This window comes from Xanthobacter sp., assembly GCF_041911315.1.
In the GTDB taxonomy this organism is placed as follows: domain Bacteria; phylum Pseudomonadota; class Alphaproteobacteria; order Rhizobiales; family Xanthobacteraceae; genus Xanthobacter; species Xanthobacter aminoxidans.
Window position 1 is genome coordinate 16,707 of record NZ_JAYRPE010000008.1, and the last position, 18,772, is coordinate 35,478.

General features: G+C 68.2%; 19 protein-coding genes. 12 read left to right on the forward strand and 7 right to left on the reverse strand.

Going from position 1 to position 18,772, the window contains the following annotated elements; genetic code table 11:
• Positions 1-199 precede the first annotated feature (199 nt).
• The gene (locus tag ACE3QW_RS03490) at positions 200-901 is read left to right on the forward strand and encodes a nitroreductase (protein WP_250164943.1); all 702 of its coding nucleotides are present in this window, start codon (positions 200-202) and stop codon (positions 899-901) included.
• 32 nt (positions 902-933) lie between these two features.
• Here the strand turns inward: ACE3QW_RS03490 and ACE3QW_RS03495 are convergent, their stop codons facing one another.
• Positions 934-1,440 carry an isochorismatase family protein gene (locus ACE3QW_RS03495; protein WP_374250450.1) on the reverse strand — a complete coding sequence of 169 codons (507 nt, stop codon included), beginning with the start codon at positions 1,438-1,440 and terminating at the stop codon, positions 934-936.
• A gap of 88 nt (positions 1,441-1,528) precedes the next feature.
• On the opposite strand from ACE3QW_RS03495, the gene ACE3QW_RS03500 reads away from it, so the two are divergent.
• Complete coding sequence (locus ACE3QW_RS03500; RefSeq protein ID WP_374250451.1) at positions 1,529-2,464, forward strand: GlxA family transcriptional regulator; 936 nt, start codon at positions 1,529-1,531, stop codon at positions 2,462-2,464.
• A 39-nt stretch (positions 2,465-2,503) separates the two neighbouring features.
• Here the strand turns inward: ACE3QW_RS03500 and ACE3QW_RS03505 are convergent, their stop codons facing one another.
• Positions 2,504-2,989, reverse strand: a complete 486-nt coding sequence (locus ACE3QW_RS03505; protein WP_029556640.1) for a DUF1269 domain-containing protein — start codon at positions 2,987-2,989, stop codon at positions 2,504-2,506.
• Positions 2,990-3,232: 243 nt separating this feature from the next.
• On the opposite strand from ACE3QW_RS03505, the gene ACE3QW_RS03510 reads away from it, so the two are divergent.
• From ACE3QW_RS03510 to ACE3QW_RS03555, 10 genes are all read left to right on the forward strand, one after another.
• Positions 3,233-4,402: a cytochrome-c peroxidase gene (locus ACE3QW_RS03510; protein WP_374250452.1), complete on the forward strand. Its 1,170-nt coding sequence runs from the start codon at positions 3,233-3,235 to the stop codon at positions 4,400-4,402.
• A 102-nt stretch (positions 4,403-4,504) separates the two neighbouring features.
• The gene (locus ACE3QW_RS03515; RefSeq protein WP_374250453.1) at positions 4,505-6,082 is read left to right on the forward strand and encodes a cytochrome ubiquinol oxidase subunit I; all 1,578 of its coding nucleotides are present in this window, start codon (positions 4,505-4,507) and stop codon (positions 6,080-6,082) included.
• Positions 6,083-6,087: 5 nt separating this feature from the next.
• Positions 6,088-7,245 (forward strand): cytochrome d ubiquinol oxidase subunit II, encoded by a 1,158-nt coding sequence (gene cydB / locus ACE3QW_RS03520; RefSeq protein ID WP_374250454.1) that lies wholly within the window; start codon positions 6,088-6,090, stop codon positions 7,243-7,245.
• A 12-nt stretch (positions 7,246-7,257) separates the two neighbouring features.
• Positions 7,258-7,383, forward strand: coding sequence for a cytochrome bd-I oxidase subunit CydX (gene cydX, locus ACE3QW_RS03525; protein ID WP_374250455.1), 126 nt, complete (start codon positions 7,258-7,260; stop codon positions 7,381-7,383).
• Between the two features lie 172 nt (positions 7,384-7,555).
• The gene (locus ACE3QW_RS03530) at positions 7,556-7,966 is read left to right on the forward strand and encodes a hypothetical protein (protein ID WP_374250456.1); all 411 of its coding nucleotides are present in this window, start codon (positions 7,556-7,558) and stop codon (positions 7,964-7,966) included.
• Complete coding sequence (locus tag ACE3QW_RS03535; protein WP_374250457.1) at positions 7,966-9,480, forward strand: cytochrome c; 1,515 nt, start codon at positions 7,966-7,968, stop codon at positions 9,478-9,480. Before ACE3QW_RS03530 ends, ACE3QW_RS03535 begins: the two co-directional genes overlap by 1 nt.
• Positions 9,477-10,562, forward strand: coding sequence for a hypothetical protein (locus tag ACE3QW_RS03540; RefSeq protein ID WP_374250458.1), 1,086 nt, complete (start codon positions 9,477-9,479; stop codon positions 10,560-10,562). Before ACE3QW_RS03535 ends, ACE3QW_RS03540 begins: the two co-directional genes overlap by 4 nt.
• 114 nt (positions 10,563-10,676) lie before the next feature.
• Positions 10,677-11,984 (forward strand): ATP-binding protein, encoded by a 1,308-nt coding sequence (locus ACE3QW_RS03545; RefSeq protein WP_250164935.1) that lies wholly within the window; start codon positions 10,677-10,679, stop codon positions 11,982-11,984.
• The gene (locus tag ACE3QW_RS03550; RefSeq protein WP_250164934.1) at positions 11,974-12,507 is read left to right on the forward strand and encodes a response regulator transcription factor; all 534 of its coding nucleotides are present in this window, start codon (positions 11,974-11,976) and stop codon (positions 12,505-12,507) included. The genes ACE3QW_RS03545 and ACE3QW_RS03550 overlap by 11 nt, the downstream gene beginning before the upstream one ends.
• A 283-nt stretch (positions 12,508-12,790) precedes the next feature.
• Positions 12,791-13,258 carry a nuclear transport factor 2 family protein gene (locus ACE3QW_RS03555; protein WP_374250459.1) on the forward strand — a complete coding sequence of 156 codons (468 nt, stop codon included), beginning with the start codon at positions 12,791-12,793 and terminating at the stop codon, positions 13,256-13,258.
• A gap of 142 nt (positions 13,259-13,400) precedes the next feature.
• Here the strand turns inward: ACE3QW_RS03555 and ACE3QW_RS03560 are convergent, their stop codons facing one another.
• The 5 genes from ACE3QW_RS03560 to ACE3QW_RS03580 are packed head-to-tail and all read right to left on the reverse strand — an operon-like array spanning position 13,401 to position 18,725.
• Positions 13,401-14,780, reverse strand: coding sequence for an aminotransferase class III-fold pyridoxal phosphate-dependent enzyme (locus ACE3QW_RS03560; protein WP_374250484.1), 1,380 nt, complete (start codon positions 14,778-14,780; stop codon positions 13,401-13,403).
• Between the two features lie 19 nt (positions 14,781-14,799).
• On the reverse strand, positions 14,800-15,873 hold the full coding sequence (locus ACE3QW_RS03565; RefSeq protein ID WP_374250460.1) for a tartrate dehydrogenase: 1,074 nt from the start codon (positions 15,871-15,873) through the stop codon (positions 14,800-14,802).
• Between the two features lie 34 nt (positions 15,874-15,907).
• A complete protein-coding gene (locus ACE3QW_RS03570) occupies positions 15,908-17,401 on the reverse strand; it encodes an NAD-dependent succinate-semialdehyde dehydrogenase (RefSeq protein WP_374250461.1) in 1,494 nt (497 codons plus the stop codon).
• Between the two features lie 12 nt (positions 17,402-17,413).
• Positions 17,414-18,340, reverse strand: a complete 927-nt coding sequence (locus ACE3QW_RS03575) for a 2-hydroxyacid dehydrogenase (protein ID WP_374250462.1) — start codon at positions 18,338-18,340, stop codon at positions 17,414-17,416.
• Between the two features lie 31 nt (positions 18,341-18,371).
• The gene (locus ACE3QW_RS03580; protein ID WP_374250463.1) at positions 18,372-18,725 is read right to left on the reverse strand and encodes a cupin domain-containing protein; all 354 of its coding nucleotides are present in this window, start codon (positions 18,723-18,725) and stop codon (positions 18,372-18,374) included.
• Between the last annotated feature and the right edge of the window lie 47 nt (positions 18,726-18,772).

Sequence of the window (18,772 nt, forward strand, 5' to 3'; positions counted from 1 at the left end):
GACGGGCGCAGGGGCTCTTCGATCGCCGCTCTCAGGGCGGACCCGGGGCGCATACCGGGTCCGCCCCTCCAACACAAATGTGGCATCTGGAAAGTCGGTCCGCCGAAGGGCCGCCGGCCACTTCAAGGGCCGCCTGAAGGTGGCTATCGTTCGGCGCGACCTTCGTGGATACGCGCCCCTCGTGGATACCTGCCGTCCGATGACCCATTCCCCTGCCGCGCCCGACCTCTCCGCCGAGGAGGCGATCCTCTCCCGCCGCGCCATGCGCGCCTTCCTTCCAACGCCAGTGCCGGACGAGACCATCGGGCGCATTCTGGAAATCGCGGCCCGCGCGCCCTCCGGCACCAATGTCCAGCCCTGGCGCGTTCTGGTGCTCCGGGGGACGCCGCTCACCGCGCTGACGCAGGAGCTGCATGCCCTGTCGATGGCCGGCGACCACGGGACCGAGGAATTCCCCGTCTATCCCCGCAAGTGGCGTGAGCCCTATCTCTCCCGGCGCCGCAAGGTTGGCTGGGACCTGTATGGTTCTTTGGGCATCGCCAAGGGCGACAGTGAACGCATGCGGGCGCAGCACGCGCGCAACTTCCTGTTCTTCGATGCGCCGGTGGGCCTCATCTTCACCATGGACCGGGAGCTGGAGCGCGGCTCCTGGCTGGACTACGGCATGTTCCTCCAGAACATCATGATTGCCGCGCGTGGCGTCGGCCTCCACACCTGCCCGCAGGTCGCCTTCATGATGTATGGCGCCGTGATCGCCAGGCGCCTCGCAATTCCCGACAGCGAGATGGTCCTGTGCGGCATGGCGCTCGGCTATGCCGACCCCGCGGCGCCGGAAAACAATTTCGAGACGGTGCGCGAGCCGCTGGAGAATTTCGCGCACTTTGTCGACACCCTCGCCTGAAGGGGCCGCGCCGGCCGCACCCGGCTGGCGGCTCAGGCCAGCCCCGCCTCGGCCGCCGTGACGAGCGTCGTCTTCGAGCCGATGGCATTGAGCGCGATGCGGTGCACCACCTCGATGGGGGCGGTGCACAGGTCGCCGATCACCTTCACCGAAAAGCCGTCCGCATCCCGCGACAGCGCGGTGAAGACCACGCAGTTCTGCGTCATCATTCCGCACACGAGAAGCTCGTCCGCGCCGGCGAGCTGCGCGGCAAGGTCCGTCTCCTGGAAGGCATCGGCAAAGCGCTTGGTGACGACGGGCGCATCGCCCGCCGCGGCAAGGATCGCCGGACGGATGGCGATGCCCGGCCCGTCTGCCGCGAACAGGCCCTTCGGCGCGGTGGAGACATGGCGCACCAGCACGATGCGGTCGCCCGCCGCCCGCGCCTTGCCGATGGCGGCGACGATGCGCGCCTCGGTCTCCTCCGCCTGCCAGAGCGGCAGCACGCCGCCGGGGAAATAATCCTGCTGGATGTCGATGACGAGAAGGGTGCGGCTCATGGCAGGCTCCTGTGAATGCCCCCCTTCTAGAACCGCGCGGTGCGGGCGATCAGTGGCCTGATGGACAAGAATAATGTAAATCGGGCCAATGCGCCTCGCCATCCTCGCCTATGACGGCATCAGCCCCTTCATGCTGTCGACACCGCTCGCGGTGTTCGGCGAGCCCTTCCTCGCCGGTGGCCACAGCGTCGATGTCTGCGCCGAAGCGCCCCGCCTCTCGGCGACCGGAGGTCTCGTGATCGAGGCGCCGCATCCCCTGTCAGCCGCCCGCGCGGCGGATGTCGTCATCCTCCCCGGGTGGCGGGATGCGGACGAGCCGGTGCCCGACACGCTAGTGGCGGAGCTCAAGGCGGCGGAAGCGCGCGGTGCGCTGGTGGTGGGCCTGTGCCTCGGCGCCTTCGGGCTGGCGCAGGCCGGCCTGCTCGATGGCCGGCGCGCCACCACGCACTGGGCGCGGGCGCAGGCCTTCGCGAAACGCTATCCCGAGGTTCGGGTGGATGCCGGGGCGCTGTTCGTGGACGAAGGCCAGATCCTGACCTCGGCCGGCATCGCGGCGGGTCTCGATTGCTGCCTGCACCTCATGGCGCGGCTCTCCGGCGTGGGCGAGGCGAACCGGGTGGCGCGCCATCTCGTGGTCGCGCCGCAGCGGGCCGGCGCGCAGCCGCAGATCATCGCGCGGCCAACCATCGCCACACCCGCCGACAAGAAGGTGACCGATCTGCTGGAAAGCCTGCGGGCCGATCCCGCGCAGACGCCCGCACTGGACGATCTCGCCGTCCGCATGGGCATGAGCCGGCGCAGCCTCACCCGCCACATCCGCGCGCGCACCGGCGGCAGCCTCGGCGACTGGCTGAAGCGGGCGCGGCTGGCGCAGGCGCAGGATCTTCTGGCCTCGGGCGTCCGCGGCCTCGACGCCATCGCCCAACGCTGCGGATTTGCGGACGCGCAGGCCCTCCGGAACGCCTTCCGCGCGGAACTCGGCACCACCCCGCGCCAGTGGCTGGCGCGGCAGCGGCTGGATTGAGCGGCGCCGCCCGTTCGGACGGCGCCCCTTTCCGTAGCCTCAGGCGCCCTTGAGCGCCGCCTGGAGCTTTTCTTCCTGCTCCTTGGAGAGGCTGGTCTGCAGCACGGTACCGCCGAACTGCGCCATGTCGGCCACCACCTTGTCGGCGGTCACCTTGCCCACCAGCACGCACAGCGCCGCCTGGTTCGGGCCGAGGGCGGAGCTCGCCTGCTTGATGAAGTCGTCATTGATGCCGACATCGGTGAACTTGCCGGCGAGCGCGCCCGCACCGGCGCCGATGGCCATGCCGAGCAGCGGGTTGAGGAACAGCAGGCCGACGAGCCCGCCCCACAGGCCGCCCGAAGCGGCGCCGGCGACGGTGGTGTTGATCATCTGGTGCAGCTTGATCGAACCGTCTTCCTGACGTACCGCCACCACCGCGTCGCCGAGCTCGATCAGATATTCCTTCTGGAGCTTGAGCAGCTCCTGCCGCGCGGCCTCCGCCTTGGCCTCGGAATCATAGGCAATGATGATGAGGTCGGCCATCTTGGTCTCCAGCTCCCGTCGACAGGCATCGCTTCGCGCCCGCCGCCCTCTCTACAGGCCAAGTCGCGCCGATGCGCAACCCCCTTGGACAGCCAAACCCGCCACGAAAACCGGCCCGCCCGTCGCAAGGGCGTCACAGACCGGAGCGGTGGGGGGCAGCCTCGATGCGGCGACAGGGCACTGCTGTGGACGTTTTGTCCAATGGCTGCCGCACCGCAACACGGCGACAAGGTCCGGGTGCGAATGGACGCCGAGGCCATGTCAGGAAGATCGAGGCAGCACCGCGCGGGACGGCTCGTCGTCACCGCAGCCGCAGGGCTCCTGATCGCGCTCGCTTCGCCCCGTCCCGGCGTGGCCGCGTCCGACGCCGAACGCAGCGCGCTGGGCGCGATGCTGTTCTCCGATCCCGACCTTTCCGCAGGACGCAACCAGTCCTGCGCCACCTGCCATGATCCGGCGCACGGCTTCGCCGACCCGCGGAAAGACGCTGCCAGCGGCGCCGTCTCCGTCGGCTCGGACGGACACGCGCACGGCGTGCGCAATGCGCCCACGGCGAGCTATGCGGCATTCGCGCCGCGCTTCCACAGGGACGAGCAGGGCCGCTATGTCGGCGGCCAGTTTCTGGATGGCCGCGCCGATACGCTGGAGACGCAGGCCGGGGGACCGCTGCTCAACCCGGTCGAGATGGCGATGCCGAGCAAGGCGAGCGTGGTGGCGCGGCTGAAGGAGAAGCCGGCCTATGTGGAGGCCTTCGGCCGGCTGTTCGGGCCCGACGTCCTCGCCAGCGACACCCGCGCCTTCGCCGCGCTGACCGAGGCGCTGGCCGCCTATGAGCGCAGCGCGGAGGTTTCGCCCTTCGATTCCAGATATGACCGCTCCCTGCGCGGCGAATACAAGATGACGGATCAGGAAGAACTGGGACGTGTCCTGTTCTTCTCCACCCAGTTCACCAATTGCCACCTCTGCCACCAGATCGCGCCGCAGGGCGGCAGCCGCGAAACCTTCTCCAACTATCAGTTCCACAATATCGGCGTGCCGGCGAACCCGGATCTGCGCGCGCCCACCGATCACGGCCTGCGTGCAGGCCGGCACCTGAAGGACCGCCGGCAGGATGGCCGGTTCAAGGTGCCGACCCTGCGCAATGTCGCCGTCACCGGCCCCTACATGCACAACGGCGTGTTCAAGGACCTGCGCACCGTCATCCTCTTCTACAACAGCTATGTCACCAAATCGGACGCGCGCCGCATCGACCCCGAGACCGGCCGCCCCTTCGCGCCCCCGGAGGTCGGCAGCACGATCTCCCGCAAGGAGCTTCTGGACGCGCCCGCCCTCGACGACAAGCGCATCGACGCGCTCGTCGCCTTCCTGAAGACGCTCACGGACGCGCGCTACGAGCCGCTGCTCACGCCATGAGCGCAACCGAGATCTGCCCCATGTCGACCCATCCGAAATCAATCCGGTCGCGCCGCAGGGCGCAGCCAGAGACAAGGAGACCGGACCGTCCCGGCAGATCCCATGATCCTCGATACCGTCGACCTCTCGCGGTTGCAGTTCGCTGTGACCGCGCTCTACCATTTTCTCTTCGTGCCGCTGACGCTCGGCCTCTCGGTCCTGCTCGCCATCATGGAGACGGTCTATGTGATGACCGGCCGGCCCATCTGGCGCCAGATGACCAAGTTCTGGGGCACGCTGTTCAGCATCAATTTCGTGCTGGGGGTGGCCACCGGCATCGTCATGGAATTCCAGTTCGGCATGAACTGGAGCTATTACAGCCACTATGTGGGCGACATCTTCGGCGCACCGCTCGCCATTGAAGGCCTGATGGCCTTCTTCCTGGAGGCGACCTTCGTCGGCCTGTTCTTCTTCGGCTGGGACAGGCTATCGAAGGTGGGGCACCTCGTCACCACCTATGCCGTTGCGCTGGGCTCGAACCTCTCCGCGCTGTGGATCCTCATCGCCAACGGCTGGATGCAGAACCCCACCGGGTCGGCCTTCAACCCGCAGACCATGCGCATGGAAGTCACCGACTTCTACGCCGTGCTGTTCAATCCGGTGGCGCAGGCGAAGTTCGTGCACACCGTCTCGGCGGGCTATGTCACGGCCTCCTTCTTCGTGCTCGGCGTCTCCGCCTGGTACCTGCTGAAGGGGCGCCACACCGACCTTGCGAAACGGTCCATGACGGTGGCGGCCTCCTTCGGCCTCGCCGCGTCCCTGTCCGTGGTCGTGCTGGGCGACGAGAGCGGCTATCTCGACGGCGAGCACCAGAAGATGAAGCTCGCCGCCATCGAGGCCATGTGGGAGACCGAGCCTGCGCCGGCCGGCTTCACCATCGTCGGCCTGCCGGACCAGCAGGCGCGCGAGACGCGCTTTGCGGTGCGCGTCCCGTGGGTGCTGGGCCTCATCGCCACACGTACGCTGACGACGCAGATTCCCGGCATCGAGGAACTGGTCGGCCACGCCGAGACCCGGATCAAAAGCGGCATCCTCGCCTTCGACGCCCTGCAGCAGATCCGCGCCGCCGGCAGCAGCACGGCCATCGCGCCCGCGGTGAAGCAGGCCTTCGAGGACAATGGCGGCAACCTCGGCTACGCCCTCCTGCTGAAGCGCTATGTGGACGACCCGCGCAAGGCGACCGCCGCCCAGCTGAACCAGGCCGCCTGGGACACGGTGCCGAACGTACCGACCCTGTTCTGGTCGTTCCGGGTGATGGTGGGGCTCGGCTTCTTCTTCATCGCCTTCACCGCGCTCCTCTTCTACCTGTCGGCGCGGCGCCGTCTGGACCGCAGCCGGCCGCTGCTCTGGATCGCGGTCCTCGCCATCCCGCTGCCGTGGATCGCGGCGGAACTGGGATGGGTGGTGGCCGAGCTGGGCCGCCAGCCCTGGATCATCGAGGGCGTGCTGCCCACCGCCGCCGCGGTCTCCAGCCTCGGCGCCGGGACGGTGCTGGCGACGCTCGCCGGATTTGCCGCCATCTACACGGTGCTGATCATCATCGAGATGACGCTGATGCTCCGCGCCATCCGCAAGGGACCGGAGCCGGACGACGCCCCCGAGGCCCGGCTCATTCCCCCCGCATTCGCTGCCGCGGAGTGACTGCCATGATCCTTCACACCCTCATCGACTACGACGCGCTGCGCGTCATCTGGTGGCTGCTGCTCGGCGTGCTGCTCATCGGCTTCGCCATCATGGACGGGTTCGATCTCGGCACCGGCATGCTGCTGCCCTTCGTCGCCCGTACCGATCTGGAACGGCGTGTCGTCATCAACACGGTCGGTCCCGTCTGGGAGGGCAACCAGGTGTGGCTCATCCTCGGCGGCGGAGCCATCTTCGCCGCCTGGCCGCCGCTCTATGCGGTGTCCTTCTCTGGCTTCTACCTCGCCATGTTCGCCATCCTCTTCGCGCTGATCCTGCGGCCGGTGGGCTTCAAGTATCGCTCGAAGCGCGAGGGCACGGCCTGGCGCTCGGCGTGGGACTGGGCGCTGTTCGTGGGCGGGCTGGTGCCGGCGCTGGTCATGGGCGTCGCCGTGGGCAACGTGCTGCAGGGCGTGCCCTTCCACCTCAACGACGAGCTGCGCATCTTCTACGACGGCACCACCCTCATCGAACTGCTGAATCCCTACGGCCTGCTGTGCGGGCTGCTGAGCGTCGCCATGCTGGTGATGCACGGGGCCAACTGGCTGGTGCTGAAGACGGAGGGCGAGGTGGAGGCACGGGCCCGCGCCATCGGCAGCGGGGCGGCGCTCGCAACCGTCCTGCTCTTCGTTCTCGGCGGGGTCTGGCTCTATTTCGGCGTCAGCGGCTACCGGATCGTCGGCGAGATCGCCAAGGACGGCCCGTCCAATCCGCTGGCCAAGGCGGCGGAGCTTTCGCCCCACGCCTGGTTCGCCAATTATGCAACGCGGCCATGGATCATCGCCGGACCGCTCCTCGGCATCGTCGGCGCGCTGGCGTCGTTCGCGGCGCTGCGCGCGCGGCGGGAGATCGGCACCATCCTGGCGAGTTCCCTCGCCATCTTCGGCATCATCTCGACGGTGGGGCTCTCCATGTTCCCCTTCATCCTGCCGTCCTCCATCGACCCGCGGTCGAGCCTCACCGTGTGGGATGCCTCTTCCAGCCATCTCACCTTGTTCATCATGCTGGTCTGCGCCGTGATCTTCGTGCCCGTCATCATCGCCTACACCACGTGGGTCTACCGCGTGCTGTGGGGCAAGGTGGACGCGAAGGCCATCGCCGATGGCTCCGGCCACGCCTACTGAGGGAGCTCAAAGATGTGGTACTTCGCCTGGCTCCTCGGCCTGCCCCTGGCCGCCGCCTTCGCCGTGCTCAACGCCATGTGGTTTGAGCTGATGGACGACCGCGCCCGCACGCTCGCGAGCAAATCCAGCCAGAAATAGACCTCGACCAAGGCCGGTGCCGCACGCAAGTTCGGCACCGGCCGCGGCTTTTTCTGCCGTTCCACTTGCCCGGAGCCCATCGAAGCTTCGTCGGCTTGGACCGTTTGTCCAATCGTGCCTTGCCGCGGCCTCACCATAGTGGGGCCATCCGCGAACACAGCACGACGGACCCATGATGATCGCCCATGCTCTTTCCAGGCTGGGGGCCTGGCTTGCCGCCCGGCCCGACCGGCTCACGGTGGTGAATGCCCTGCTGCTCACCGCCATCCTGATCCTGCTCGGCTCTGCCGACCTGTTCCGCTTCGTCGGCGGCGCCGCCGTTCTCCTGTGCGCGACCGCGATCCTGGTCCGGTCCCTGCGGCGCATGGACGGCAACCCGCTGACCCTGCACCCCTACGATCTCGCCGTGATGCTCGCGCCGCCGGCCATCGCCGCCGCGCTCGCCGCGCTCGCCATCATCCTCGTGGTCGGCCATGCCCCCGGCAGCTTCGCCCACACGATGGGCCTCGTGCTGTTCACCATCGAATTCGCGCTGCTGGCACTGGGCGCGAGCGATGGCGCGCCCGAAGCTGCGAGGGCGTGATGGATTTTCCGGTCTTCCACCTCGACATCCTCGGCAATCGCGGCCTCATCGCCACCATCGCCATCCTGCACGTCCTCATCAACCACGGCCTCGCGGTGGGCCTCATGCCGCTTGTCGCGGCCATGGAATGGTATGGGCACAAGTGCGGCGACGCGCGCTGGGACAAGCTCGCCTACCGCATCCTGTTCTTCGCCTTCCTCATCACCACCACGGTCGGCGCGCTGACCGGCGTCGGCATCTGGCTGTCGGTGTCGCTGGTGAACCCCTATTCCATCGCCAGCCTCATCCGCGTCTTCTTCTGGGCGTGGTTCGTGGAATGGCTGGTGTTCATCACCGAGGTCTGCCTGATCCTCGCCTATACGCTCACCTGGAAGAAATGGACGACGGGTGCCGCCAAGGTGCGCCACATCCGCCTCGGCTTCGCGCTGGCCTTCTTCTCGTGGGTGACGATGGCCATCATCGTCTCCATCCTCGGCTTCATGATGGACCCGGGGAACTGGCTCTCCCAGCACACCTTGTGGAGCGGGTTCACCAATCCCGTCTATTTGCCGCAGCTCGCCTTCCGCACGCCGCTCGCGGCCGCCATGGCGGGGGTCATCGCCATGTTCCTCGTGCCCTTCTTCGTGAAGCGCGACGATCCCTTCCGGGCGACGGCGCTCCGGGCCATCGCGGTCTGGACGCTGGTGGCGGCGCCGCTCGTTCTGGCCGGCGGGCTCTGGTACTACGCGGTCGTGCCAGAGGCCATGCGCGAGAATTTCGGCGTGGCGCTGGCCAGCCTGCAATTCGCCGAGTGGCAGCAGAAGTTTCTGGAGATCGCGGTGGTCACCGTGGTCGCCATCCTCGCGGTGGTGCAATGGGCGATCACCAGGCCGCAGCTCCTGCCGCGTGTTGTCCTGATCGTGCCGTTCGTCGCCATCCTGTGGATGACCGGACACTTCGAGCGGGTACGCGAATTCGTCCGCAAGCCCTATGTCATCGGCAGCTACATGTATGCCAACGGCTTCAGGGTGGACGACTACGCCCTGCTCCAGCGCGACGGCGTGCTCGCCTATGCCACCTATTCCAACCCGCTGACGGACGCCGAGAAAGCCGGCCTGCCCGAGGGGCTGGCCACGCCTGAACGCGCGGCACTGCTGACGCGCATCCAGGCGGGCAAGGACGTGTTCATGAACACCTGCTCGCGCTGCCACACCGGGCACGGCGTGAATTCCGTCACCGGCCATCTCCAGCGCATGTTCGGCGACCAGCCGTGGAAGAGCGAACTCACCGCCGGCTACATCGAGAACATGCACGAGGCCCAGCCCTTCATGCCGCCCTTCCCCGGCAATGCGCGGGAGCTGGAGCTGATGGGCGCCTATCTCGAGCACCTCCAGCACAACAGCGCGCCCATCCCCGGCGCGCAGCAGGCGGGCGTCGTCGTCATCACGCCGACGCTGCGCGCCGCCCTCACCGGCGCCCCACCCCTCACCCAGGCCTCCGCAACGCCCCTCACGCGGGAGACCAGCACGCGATGAATCCCAATATTCCTGTTCCCCACGACATCCCGGTCCCCCACGACATTCCCTTGCCCATGCCGGCGCCGGAGCCGGTGCTGGTGGCGGTGCTGATCGTCTTCTTCCTCATGCACATCGCCTTCGTGAACTTCATGGTGGGCGGGGCATTGCTGTCCTTCATCTATGAAGCGCGCGGGCTGAAGCAGAAGCGCTACGACCGCCTCGCCTATGAGATCGCCTCCACCATCACGGCCAACAAGAGCATCGCGGTCGTGCTGGGGGTGGGGCCGCTGCTGGCGATCAACACCCTCTATACGGTCTATTTCTACACCGCGAATGCGCTCACCGGCGCGCTGTGGGTGTCCATCATCCCGCTGGTGGTGATCGCCTTCGTGCTCACCTACATCCACAAATATCTCTGGCACCGCACGGAGCGGATGAAGGCCCTGCACCTCGCCATTTCCGGTGTGGCGTGCCTGCTCTTCCTGTTCATCCCGCTGATCTTCCTCACCAACATCAACCTGATGCTGTTTCCCGAGAAATGGGGAACGGTGCACGGCTTCCTCTCCGCCCTCGCCTTGCCCAACGTGCTGCCGCGCTACGCCCATTTCGTGCTCGCCTGCCCGGCCATGGTGGGGCTTTTCCTCGTGTGGCTGTTCCGCCGGCGGAGCGACGCGGAGATCGCCGACACCGGCTTCAGCCGGGCCGAGCTGATCCGCCTCGGCTATCGCTGGGCGTTCTGGCCGACCATGGCGCAGTTCCTCGTCGGCCCCGTGGCCCTCTTCACCCTGCCGCACACCAGCGGCTCGCAGGCCGGCGCCTTCGGCCTGTTCGGCCTCTCCATCCTCGTGTCGCTGGCGCTGTGCGTGGTGATGATCCGCGAGATCCGCGGGCCGGACGGCGCCATCGGCCGCATGTTCGGCCTCGCCGCCTCGCTGATGCTGGTGGTGGTGGTGCTGATGGGCGCCGGGCGGCACCTCTATCGCGAGGCGGCGGTGAGCGAGCATCGCGAGATGGTCCGCGCCAAGACGCTGGACTATGCGCGCAAGGCCGAGGAGGCGCGCCGGCAGGCCGCGTCCGCCACGGCGGCGGCGGTGAAATGATCCCGGCGCGCGGGGTACGGACTTCCCAGGAGGCGGAAAGGTCGCGTTGCCTCGCGTGCCGACGGGGCGATAGTGGTCGCGGTCCAGCTGCCGCAACCGGGGAGTGACGTCGGCATGAGCGTGACTGCCATCGAGAGCGACGCCACGCGCGACAATCTGCGACTGCTCATATCGCTGCGCTGGCTGGCGGTGGCGGGGCAGATCGCGGCCATCGCCTTCGTGCATCTGTGGCTGGGCATCTCCCTGCCGCTGGCCGAGATGGGACTGGTGGTCCTCTTCCTCGTCGGCCTCAATCTCGTCAGCCTTCACCGGGCGCTCAGCGCGGTGGAGGTGACGCAGACGGAACTCTGCATCGAGCTGCTGCTCGACGTGGCGGCGCTGACCCTCCAGCTCTATCTGAGCGGCGGCGCCACCAATCCCTTCATCTCGCTGTTCCTGCTGCAGGTGATCCTCGGCGCGGTGCTGCTCGCGCCGGCCATGGCCTGGGTCATCGTGCTCGTCACCAGCCTGTCCTTCATCTGGCTCACCCACTTCTATCGGCCCATCGACTTCGGCAACCATGTGGGCGGGCACCATCACGCCGAGCGCACCTTCTTCGACCTCCATGTGCAGGGCATGTTCCTGTGCTTCATCCTCGCCTCGGTGCTCGCGGTGGTGTTCGTGACCCGCATCACCTCCAATCTGCGCCGGCGAGACGCTCACCTCGCCGAAGCCCGGCGGCGCGCGGCGGAGGAGGAGCACATCGTGCGCATCGGCCTCCTTGCCTCGGGCGCCGCCCATGAGCTTGGCACGCCGCTGGCGACGCTCTCGGTCATCCTGAACGACTGGCAGCACATGCCGCGCTTTCGCGACGATCCGGCCTTCGCCGAGGAACTGGCGGAGATGCAGACGGAGATCGGCCGCTGCAAGTCCATCGTCTCGCACATCCTCATGGTCGCGGGCGAAGCGCGGGCCGAGGAGGCCCAGCGCAGCCCGCTGTCGGACTTCCTGGACGAGATGGTGGAAAGCTGGGTGCAGAGCCGCCGCCCCAGCGCCCTCGACTACGCCAATGCGACCTCGAAGGGGGCCGCGATCACCGGGGACGGCGTGATCCAGCAGGCCCTGTTCAACGTGCTCGACAATGCGCTGGAAGCTTCGCCCGGCGGCATCAGCGTCCGGGCCGCGGAAGAGGGGGAAGACCTTGTGATCCGCGTCACCGACCAGGGTCCGGGCTTTGCTCCCGATGCGCTCACGCAGCTCGGCCGGCCGTTCCAGTCCAGCAAGGGCGAGGCGGGGCGCGGGCTGGGCCTGTTCCTCACCATCAATGTGCTGCGCAAGCTGGGCGGGGATATCGAGGCCGGCAACCTTGCGGGCGGCGGCGCCTTCGTCGAGCTCCGCCTGCCGCTGGAGGCGCTCGCCGTGGACTATGCCGATGTCGCGTGAACGGGACCTCCTTCTGGTCGAGGACGACGCCACCTTCGCCCGGGCCCTCCAGCGTTCGTTCGAGCGCCGGGGCTACAGCGTGCGGCAGTGCGGGCGCATCGGCGACCTTCCCGAGGTGCTCGCCAGCTTCCACCCCGGCCGCGCCGTGGTGGACTTGAAGCTGTTCGACGCCTCCGGCCTCGAATGCATCCAGCAGCTGCGCACCTTCGATCCCGACATGAAGATCGTGGTGCTGACGGGCTTCGCCAGCATCGCGACCGCGGTCGAGGCGATCAAGCTCGGCGCCTGCCACTACCTCGCGAAACCGTCCAACGCCGACGACATCGAGGCCGCGTTCGCGCGGCAGGACGGCAATCCGGACGTGCCCCTCGGCGTGCGGCCAAGCTCCATCAAGACGCTGGAATGGGAGCGCATCCACGAGACCCTGGCGGAAACCGACTTCAACGTCTCCGAAACCGCCCGCCGCCTCGGCATGCACCGCCGCACGCTGGCCCGCAAACTCGCCAAGCGCCGGGTGACTTAGACCGCACGCGCCATCATCGCGTGGCCGGAGGCCGAATTCCGGCGCCTCATGGCCAAGACCAAGTTGCCTCGTCCGGGAGCCGCGCCTAGCGTGCGCGTCGAACCGGCGGTTGGGGGCCGGGAAGCCGGCTTGCACCGTCGGCTTTCCCTGTCCGCGTCTGCCGGCGGAGAGGGAGCATGGCCCGTTGTGACCCGGCCGGCTCCCGCGCGTCATCCGCCTTGCAGATGCCCACCTCGCGGAGCGCGGCCGACACAAAAGACCTGATGCGGCAAGGAGGGATGAAATGCGTAAGACGACATTGGCGATCGCAATGGCTATGGCATTGACCCCCTGCATTGCGGCCCGCGCTGCCGAGCCGGATGACAGCGAGGTCATGACGGTCGTGAATCAATATCTCGCCGACATGAACCAGGGCGCGGCGGAGAAGTTCGTCAAGCTGTGCGCGCCGCAGACCATCATCATCGATGATTTCCCGCCCCATGTGTGGCAAGGCCCCACGGCGTGCATGGACTGGCTGACCGCCTTTGCGGCATTCGATGCGAAGGCGGGCATCACCCCGCGTGCGGTGACCGTCGACAAGCCATGGCGCGTCAGCGTCACCGGCGACGTCGCCTATGTCGTGATGCCGGCAACGTACAAGTATACGGAAGGCAAGGAGAAGGTCACCGAGGCCAATTCCGTGTGGACCCTGGCACTCCGGAAAGGTGCGGATGGCTGGCGCATCTCGGGATGGGCCTGGGGACAGCGATAGCCATCGCGCCCCTCCTTTCAGCTCGGCCGCGCCCTCCCGCTCAGCCGGCGCGCCCTGCCCGGCTATCGGAGGGCGGGCGAGACCGGGTTCAGAGACAGCGAAGGAGCGACAGCGCGAGGATGTCGCCCCTGTGGGCGCCCGGCTAGGCGAGTGCGGCCCGGACTTCGGCTTCGTCCAGCACGTCGTCCAGGGTTCGCCTGAGGCGCGACAGAAGCAGGTCCATTTCCTCGGCGGTGCAGGTCAGCGCGGGCGCGAGGCCGATGGTGCCATCGGCGAAGGCACGGAAGATGAGGCCGTTGCGGTAGCCGGCCTCGAACAGGCGGCGCGGCAGCTCCGTGGCGGGATCGAAGCGCGTCTTCGCCGCCTTGTCGCGCACGAGTTCCAGCGCGCCGAGCAGCCCGCGTGCGCGCGCGTCTCCCACCAGCGGATGGTCGCGCAGGCCGTCGAGCCCCGCCGTTAAGGCCGGCCCGCGCGCCTCTCCATTGGCGAGGATTCCCCCCTCCGTATAGAGGCGCAGCACCTCCAGCCCCACCGCCGCGCTAACCGGGTGGCCGGAATAGGTGAAGCCATGCCCGATGGGCGCCTCGGGGGACAGGCCGTCGGCGATGGCCTGATAGATCCGGTCCGACATAAGAACCGCGCCCATGGGCACGTAGCCGGCCGTCAGGCCCTTGGCGACGGTCATCAGGTCCGGCGACACCGCCTCCGCGTGGCAGGCGAAGAACGGCCCCGTGCGGCCGAAGCCGGTGATGACCTCGTCGGCCACGAACAGGATGTCGAGGCGCGTGCAGGCCTCCCGCATGGCCTTCAGCCAGCCGGGCGGCGGCACGATCACGCCGCCCGAGCCCTGCACGGGCTCGCAGAAGAAGGCGGCCACGTTGTCGGCCCCGAGTTCGGCGACCTTCGCCTCCAATGCGGCGACGGAAGCGGCGATCACCGCTGCGGGGTCGCCACCCACCGGGTTGCGGTAGGGATAGGGCGAGGCGATCGTGTGCTGGCGCGGCGTCGGCACATCGAAATGGGCGTGGAATGCCGGCAGCGCGGTGAGGCCCGCCCCGGTGGAAGACGAGCCGTGATAGCCCCGCTCCAGCGAGATGAAGTGCTTTTTCGCCGGCCGTCCGGTGGAGTTGAAGTAATGCGTGATGTAGCGGACCGCGCTGTCCACCGCGTCCGATCCGCCGAGGGTGAAATAGACGTGGTCCAGCCCCTCCGGCGCCAGCTCCGCGAGGCGCGCCGCAAGACGGATGGAAGGTTCCGAGCCGAAGCCGAAATAGCCGGTGGCATAGGGCAGGCGGCGCATCTGCTCCGCCGCGACCTCCACGATGCTCTCCTGCCCGTAGCCGACATTCACGCACCACAGGCCGGCGAAGGCATCCAGCAGATCATGCCCCGAGGCATCCCGCAGGAACATGCCGGAGGCGGACTGCAGCACGGTGACACCGTGCTTCTCATGGCCGCGGAACGACATGACCGGATGAATGAGGTGATCGCGGTCGAGGACCTGAAGGGAGTTCGCGGGCATCGCGGGGCGCAGCCGGGCGTCAGGCGAGGGCATCGGCGATCGCCTTTCCGCAGCTCAGCGTGTTGGCGGTGCCGCCGATGTCGGCGGTGCGGCCCGCAGGTTCGGCCAGCACCCGCTCGATGGCGCGTTCGATGGCAGCGGCGGCGTCCATTTCCCCGAGATGCTCGAGCATCATGGCCGCGGACCAGATCTGGCCCACCGGATTGGCGATGCCCTTGCCGGCGATGTCCGGCGCGGACCCATGCACCGGCTCGAACAATGAGGGGAAGGTGCGGTCGGGGTTGATGTTGCCGGACGGCGCGATGCCGATGGTGCCGGTGCAGGCGGGGCCGAGATCGGAGAGGATGTCGCCGAACAGGTTGGAGGCGACCACCACGTCGAACCGGTCCGGATGCAGCACGAACTGCGCGGTGAGGATGTCGATATGGTACTTGTCCGTGCGCACGTCGGGGTAGGTCGCCGCCATCGCCTCCACCCGCTCGTCCCAATAGGGCATGGTGATCGCGATGCCGTTGGACTTGGTGGCCGAGGTCAGGTGCCGGTTCGGCCGCCGCATGGCCAGCTCGAACGCGAATTTCAGCACCCGGTCCACGCCGTGGCGTGACATGACGGTTTCCTGAATCACCAGCTCGCGGGGCGTGCCCGGATACATGCGCCCGCCGATTGAGGTGTATTCGCCCTCCGTGTTCTCGCGCACCACCCAGAAGTCGATATCGCCCGGCTTGCGGCCCACGAGGGGGCAAGGAACGCCCGGCATCAGCCGCACGGGCCGCAGGTTCACATACTGGTCGAACTCCCGCCGGAACTGGAGCAGCGAGCCCCAGAGCGAGACGTGGTCCGGCACCGTATCGGGCCAGCCCACCGCGCCGAACAGGATGGCGTCCGAGGTGCCGACCCGCACCTTCCAGTCCGCCGGCATCATCTCGCCATGGCGGGCGTAGTAGTCGCAGCAGGCGAAATCGTGCCAGGCGAGATCGAGGCTGAAGCCATAGAGCGCCGCCGCCTTCTCCAGCACGCGCACGCCCTCGGGCATCACTTCCTTGCCGATGCCGTCTCCGGGGATGACGGCGATGCGATAGTGTCTTGCGGCCATGGTCACGTTTCCTGCGATATGTGTGAGATTGGGGTCAGACCGGCGCCGTGAGGCGCAGCCCACCCATGTGAAAGGCCTTGGGCTCCAGATATTCGGCGATGCCGAGATAGCCGCCCTCGCGGCCGAGCCCGGATTGCTTCACGCCGCCGAAGGGCGCCACCTCCATGGAGATGGCACCGGTGTTCAGCCCCACCATGCCGAACTCCAGCGCCTCTCCGACCCGCCAGGCGCGGTGCATGTCCTCGGTGAAGAAGTAGGCGGCAAGGCCATAGGGGGTCCCGTTGGCGATGGCGATCGCCTCCGCCTCGGTCTCGAAGCGGAACACCGGGGCGACGGGGCCGAAGGTCTCCTCATTGGCCAGCCGCATGTCGGTGGTGGCGCCGGTGAGGAGGAGCGGGGCGACGAAGTTTCCCTCCGCGCAGGACGTGTCGGCCTGCTGAGCCACGCGCGCGCCCTTGGCCAGCGCATCGGCCACGTGCGCGTGCACCTTTTCGGCAGCGGCCCGATTGATGAGCGGGCCGATGCCAATACCCGGCTCCGTGCCCGGCCCGACCTTCTGCGCGGCGATCCGCGCGCCGAGGCGGGCGACGAAGGCGTCGTGGATTCCGGCCTGCACCAGGATGCGGTTGGCGCACACGCAGGTCTGTCCGGCATTGCGGAATTTGGAGGCCATGGCCCCCTCCACCGCAAGGTCGAGATCGGCATCGTCGAAGACGATGAAGGGCGCGTTGCCGCCCAGTTCCAGGCTCAGCTTCTTCAGCGTCCCCGCCGACGCGCGCATGAGATGGGCGCCGACCCTGGTCGAACCGGTGAACGAGATCTTGCGGACCGTAGGGTTCGAGGTGAGTTCATCGCCGATGGCGGCCGGCAGGCCCGTCACCACGGAGATAACGCCGGCGGGAATGCCGGCCCGCTCCGCGAGCTTCACCACCGCCAGAGCGGAAAACGGCGTCAGTTCCGAAGGCTTGATGACCATGGTGCAGCCGGCGGCGAGGGCCGGCGCGCATTTACGCGTGATCATCGCGATGGGAAAATTCCAGGGCGTGATGGCGGCGGTGACGCCGATGGGCTGCTCCAGCATCAGGATGCGCCGGTCGGCGCCGGGCGCCGGGATGGTGCGGCCGTAGATGCGTCGCGCCTCCTCCGCGAACCACTTCACGAAGGAGGCGCCGTAGCGCACTTCCCCCTCCGCCTCGGCGAGCGGCTTGCCCTGCTCCGCCGTCATGATCCGCGCGAGGTCGGCAGCGTTCGCGAGGATGAGGTCGTTCCACCGCTCCAGCAGGCGCGCGCGCTCCGCCGCCGGCACTGAACGCCACGAGCGGAACGCCGTCTCCGCCGCCTCGATGGCGCGCCGCGTCTCGGCCGCGCCGCACGCCGGAACTGTGCCCACGGCCTTGCCGGTTGCGGGATCCTCCACGGCGAGCGTCGCGCCGTCGTCGGCAGCGCACCACTGCCCGCCGATGAAGGCCGCCTGGACGAGGAGGCTCGGGTCGGAGAGGGCGAGCAAGTTTTCAGCGGCGAGGGACATGGGCGACGTCTTTCAATAGCCGCGGCTGCGTTCGACGAGGCCGATCATCGGCTCGCCCGCGGCGTGGCGGCGGAGGTTTTCGAGCAGGCTGACCACGGCAGTCTCCGGCCGGGTGAGACTTGCGACGTGCGGGGTCAGCAGGATGCGCGGATGGCTCCAGAACGGATGCTCCGGCGGCAGGGGCTCCGGCTCCGTGACATCGAGCACGGCGCCCGAGAGGGTGCCGGCATCGAGGGCTGCAATCAGGTCCTCAGCCACCAGATGGCCGCCGCGGCCCGCATTGACGATCCGGGCGCCCTTCGGCAGCCGCGCGAACAGGCTTGCACCGAGGATGCCCCGCGTCTCGGCGGTGAGCGGCAGCAGGCAGACGAGGATGTCGGTGCGGGCCAGGAACGAGGCGAGCCCGGCCTCGCCGGCGAAGGTCTCCACGTTCGGGATATCCCGCGGCGAGCGGCTCCAGCCGGCGAGGGGGAAGCCGAACGGCGCGAGGCCCGTGAGCGCCGCCTGTCCCAGCGAGCCGAGCCCCATGATGCCGACGCGCCGTTGCGCTGCCGGTGTTTCATAATGCTGCGCCCAGAGGTGCCGCTTCTGCTGGTCGATATAGGTCGGCAGGTCGCGGTGGAGCGCGAGCACGGCCATGGTCACATACTCGACCATGCCCTCGACGATGCCGGGCTCCACCATGCGCACCACGGGAATGCCCGGCGGGATGCGGGTGAGGTCGAGGTGATCCACGCCGGCCCCGGTGGAGAAGACCACTTCGAGGTTCGGAAACGTCGCCGCCAGATCCACCCGCACGTCCCAGACGGCAACCCAGCGGATATCGGCCGGGTCTCCCATGTCGGGCCAGATGCGCACGTCGATTTCAGGCGCCATTTCGCCGATCAGCCGGCGCCAGACTTCGCCGCGGGCGGGATCGGCCATGTAGAGGAGTGCCATGGGCAGGACCTGACAGAATGAGGGGGCGGGATCAGGAAACGGCAACCCACAGCTTGCGCACGGTCTCCAGCGTTTCCCAGGTTCCCACGAAGCCCGGCCGCAACACGAAGGTGTCGCCGGCGCAGAAGCGGCGCGGGGCGCCGCCATCCTCCGTCAACACGACCACGCCGGAGAGGATCGTGCAATATTCCCACGTCTCGCCCTTGATGGAGCGCGTGACGCCGGGCGTCGCTTCCCAGATGCCGGTGCGGATGTCCTTGTGGCCGGCGGCCGCGATTTCCCAGGTCTTGTAGCTCGGATCACCGGCGATCCGCCGGTCGGGCACGGGCTTGCTCTCGCGCGCGGGTCCGGGGGCGGCAAGGTCGAAGGCGATGAGGTTGCTCATGGGCGCGGTTCCAGACGGCAAAGGGAGGCGGGCGCGGCCGGGATCGG

Coding starts and splice junctions, on each gene's coding strand:
- ACE3QW_RS03490 (WP_250164943.1), top strand. CDS start 200: ATGACCCATTCCCCTGCCGCGCCCGACCTCTCCGCCGAGGAGGCGATC.
- ACE3QW_RS03495 (WP_374250450.1), bottom strand. CDS start 1,440: ATGAGCCGCACCCTTCTCGTCATCGACATCCAGCAGGATTATTTCCCC.
- ACE3QW_RS03500 (WP_374250451.1), top strand. CDS start 1,529: ATGCGCCTCGCCATCCTCGCCTATGACGGCATCAGCCCCTTCATGCTG.
- ACE3QW_RS03505 (WP_029556640.1), bottom strand. CDS start 2,989: ATGGCCGACCTCATCATCATTGCCTATGATTCCGAGGCCAAGGCGGAG.
- ACE3QW_RS03510 (WP_374250452.1), top strand. CDS start 3,233: ATGGACGCCGAGGCCATGTCAGGAAGATCGAGGCAGCACCGCGCGGGA.
- ACE3QW_RS03515 (WP_374250453.1), top strand. CDS start 4,505: ATGATCCTCGATACCGTCGACCTCTCGCGGTTGCAGTTCGCTGTGACC.
- cydB (WP_374250454.1), top strand. CDS start 6,088: ATGATCCTTCACACCCTCATCGACTACGACGCGCTGCGCGTCATCTGG.
- cydX (WP_374250455.1), top strand. CDS start 7,258: ATGTGGTACTTCGCCTGGCTCCTCGGCCTGCCCCTGGCCGCCGCCTTC.
- ACE3QW_RS03530 (WP_374250456.1), top strand. CDS start 7,556: ATGATGATCGCCCATGCTCTTTCCAGGCTGGGGGCCTGGCTTGCCGCC.
- ACE3QW_RS03535 (WP_374250457.1), top strand. CDS start 7,966: ATGGATTTTCCGGTCTTCCACCTCGACATCCTCGGCAATCGCGGCCTC.
- ACE3QW_RS03540 (WP_374250458.1), top strand. CDS start 9,477: ATGAATCCCAATATTCCTGTTCCCCACGACATCCCGGTCCCCCACGAC.
- ACE3QW_RS03545 (WP_250164935.1), top strand. CDS start 10,677: ATGAGCGTGACTGCCATCGAGAGCGACGCCACGCGCGACAATCTGCGA.
- ACE3QW_RS03550 (WP_250164934.1), top strand. CDS start 11,974: ATGTCGCGTGAACGGGACCTCCTTCTGGTCGAGGACGACGCCACCTTC.
- ACE3QW_RS03555 (WP_374250459.1), top strand. CDS start 12,791: ATGCGTAAGACGACATTGGCGATCGCAATGGCTATGGCATTGACCCCC.
- ACE3QW_RS03560 (WP_374250484.1), bottom strand. CDS start 14,780: ATGCCCGCGAACTCCCTTCAGGTCCTCGACCGCGATCACCTCATTCAT.
- ACE3QW_RS03565 (WP_374250460.1), bottom strand. CDS start 15,873: ATGGCCGCAAGACACTATCGCATCGCCGTCATCCCCGGAGACGGCATC.
- ACE3QW_RS03570 (WP_374250461.1), bottom strand. CDS start 17,401: ATGTCCCTCGCCGCTGAAAACTTGCTCGCCCTCTCCGACCCGAGCCTC.
- ACE3QW_RS03575 (WP_374250462.1), bottom strand. CDS start 18,340: ATGGCACTCCTCTACATGGCCGATCCCGCCCGCGGCGAAGTCTGGCGC.
- ACE3QW_RS03580 (WP_374250463.1), bottom strand. CDS start 18,725: ATGAGCAACCTCATCGCCTTCGACCTTGCCGCCCCCGGACCCGCGCGC.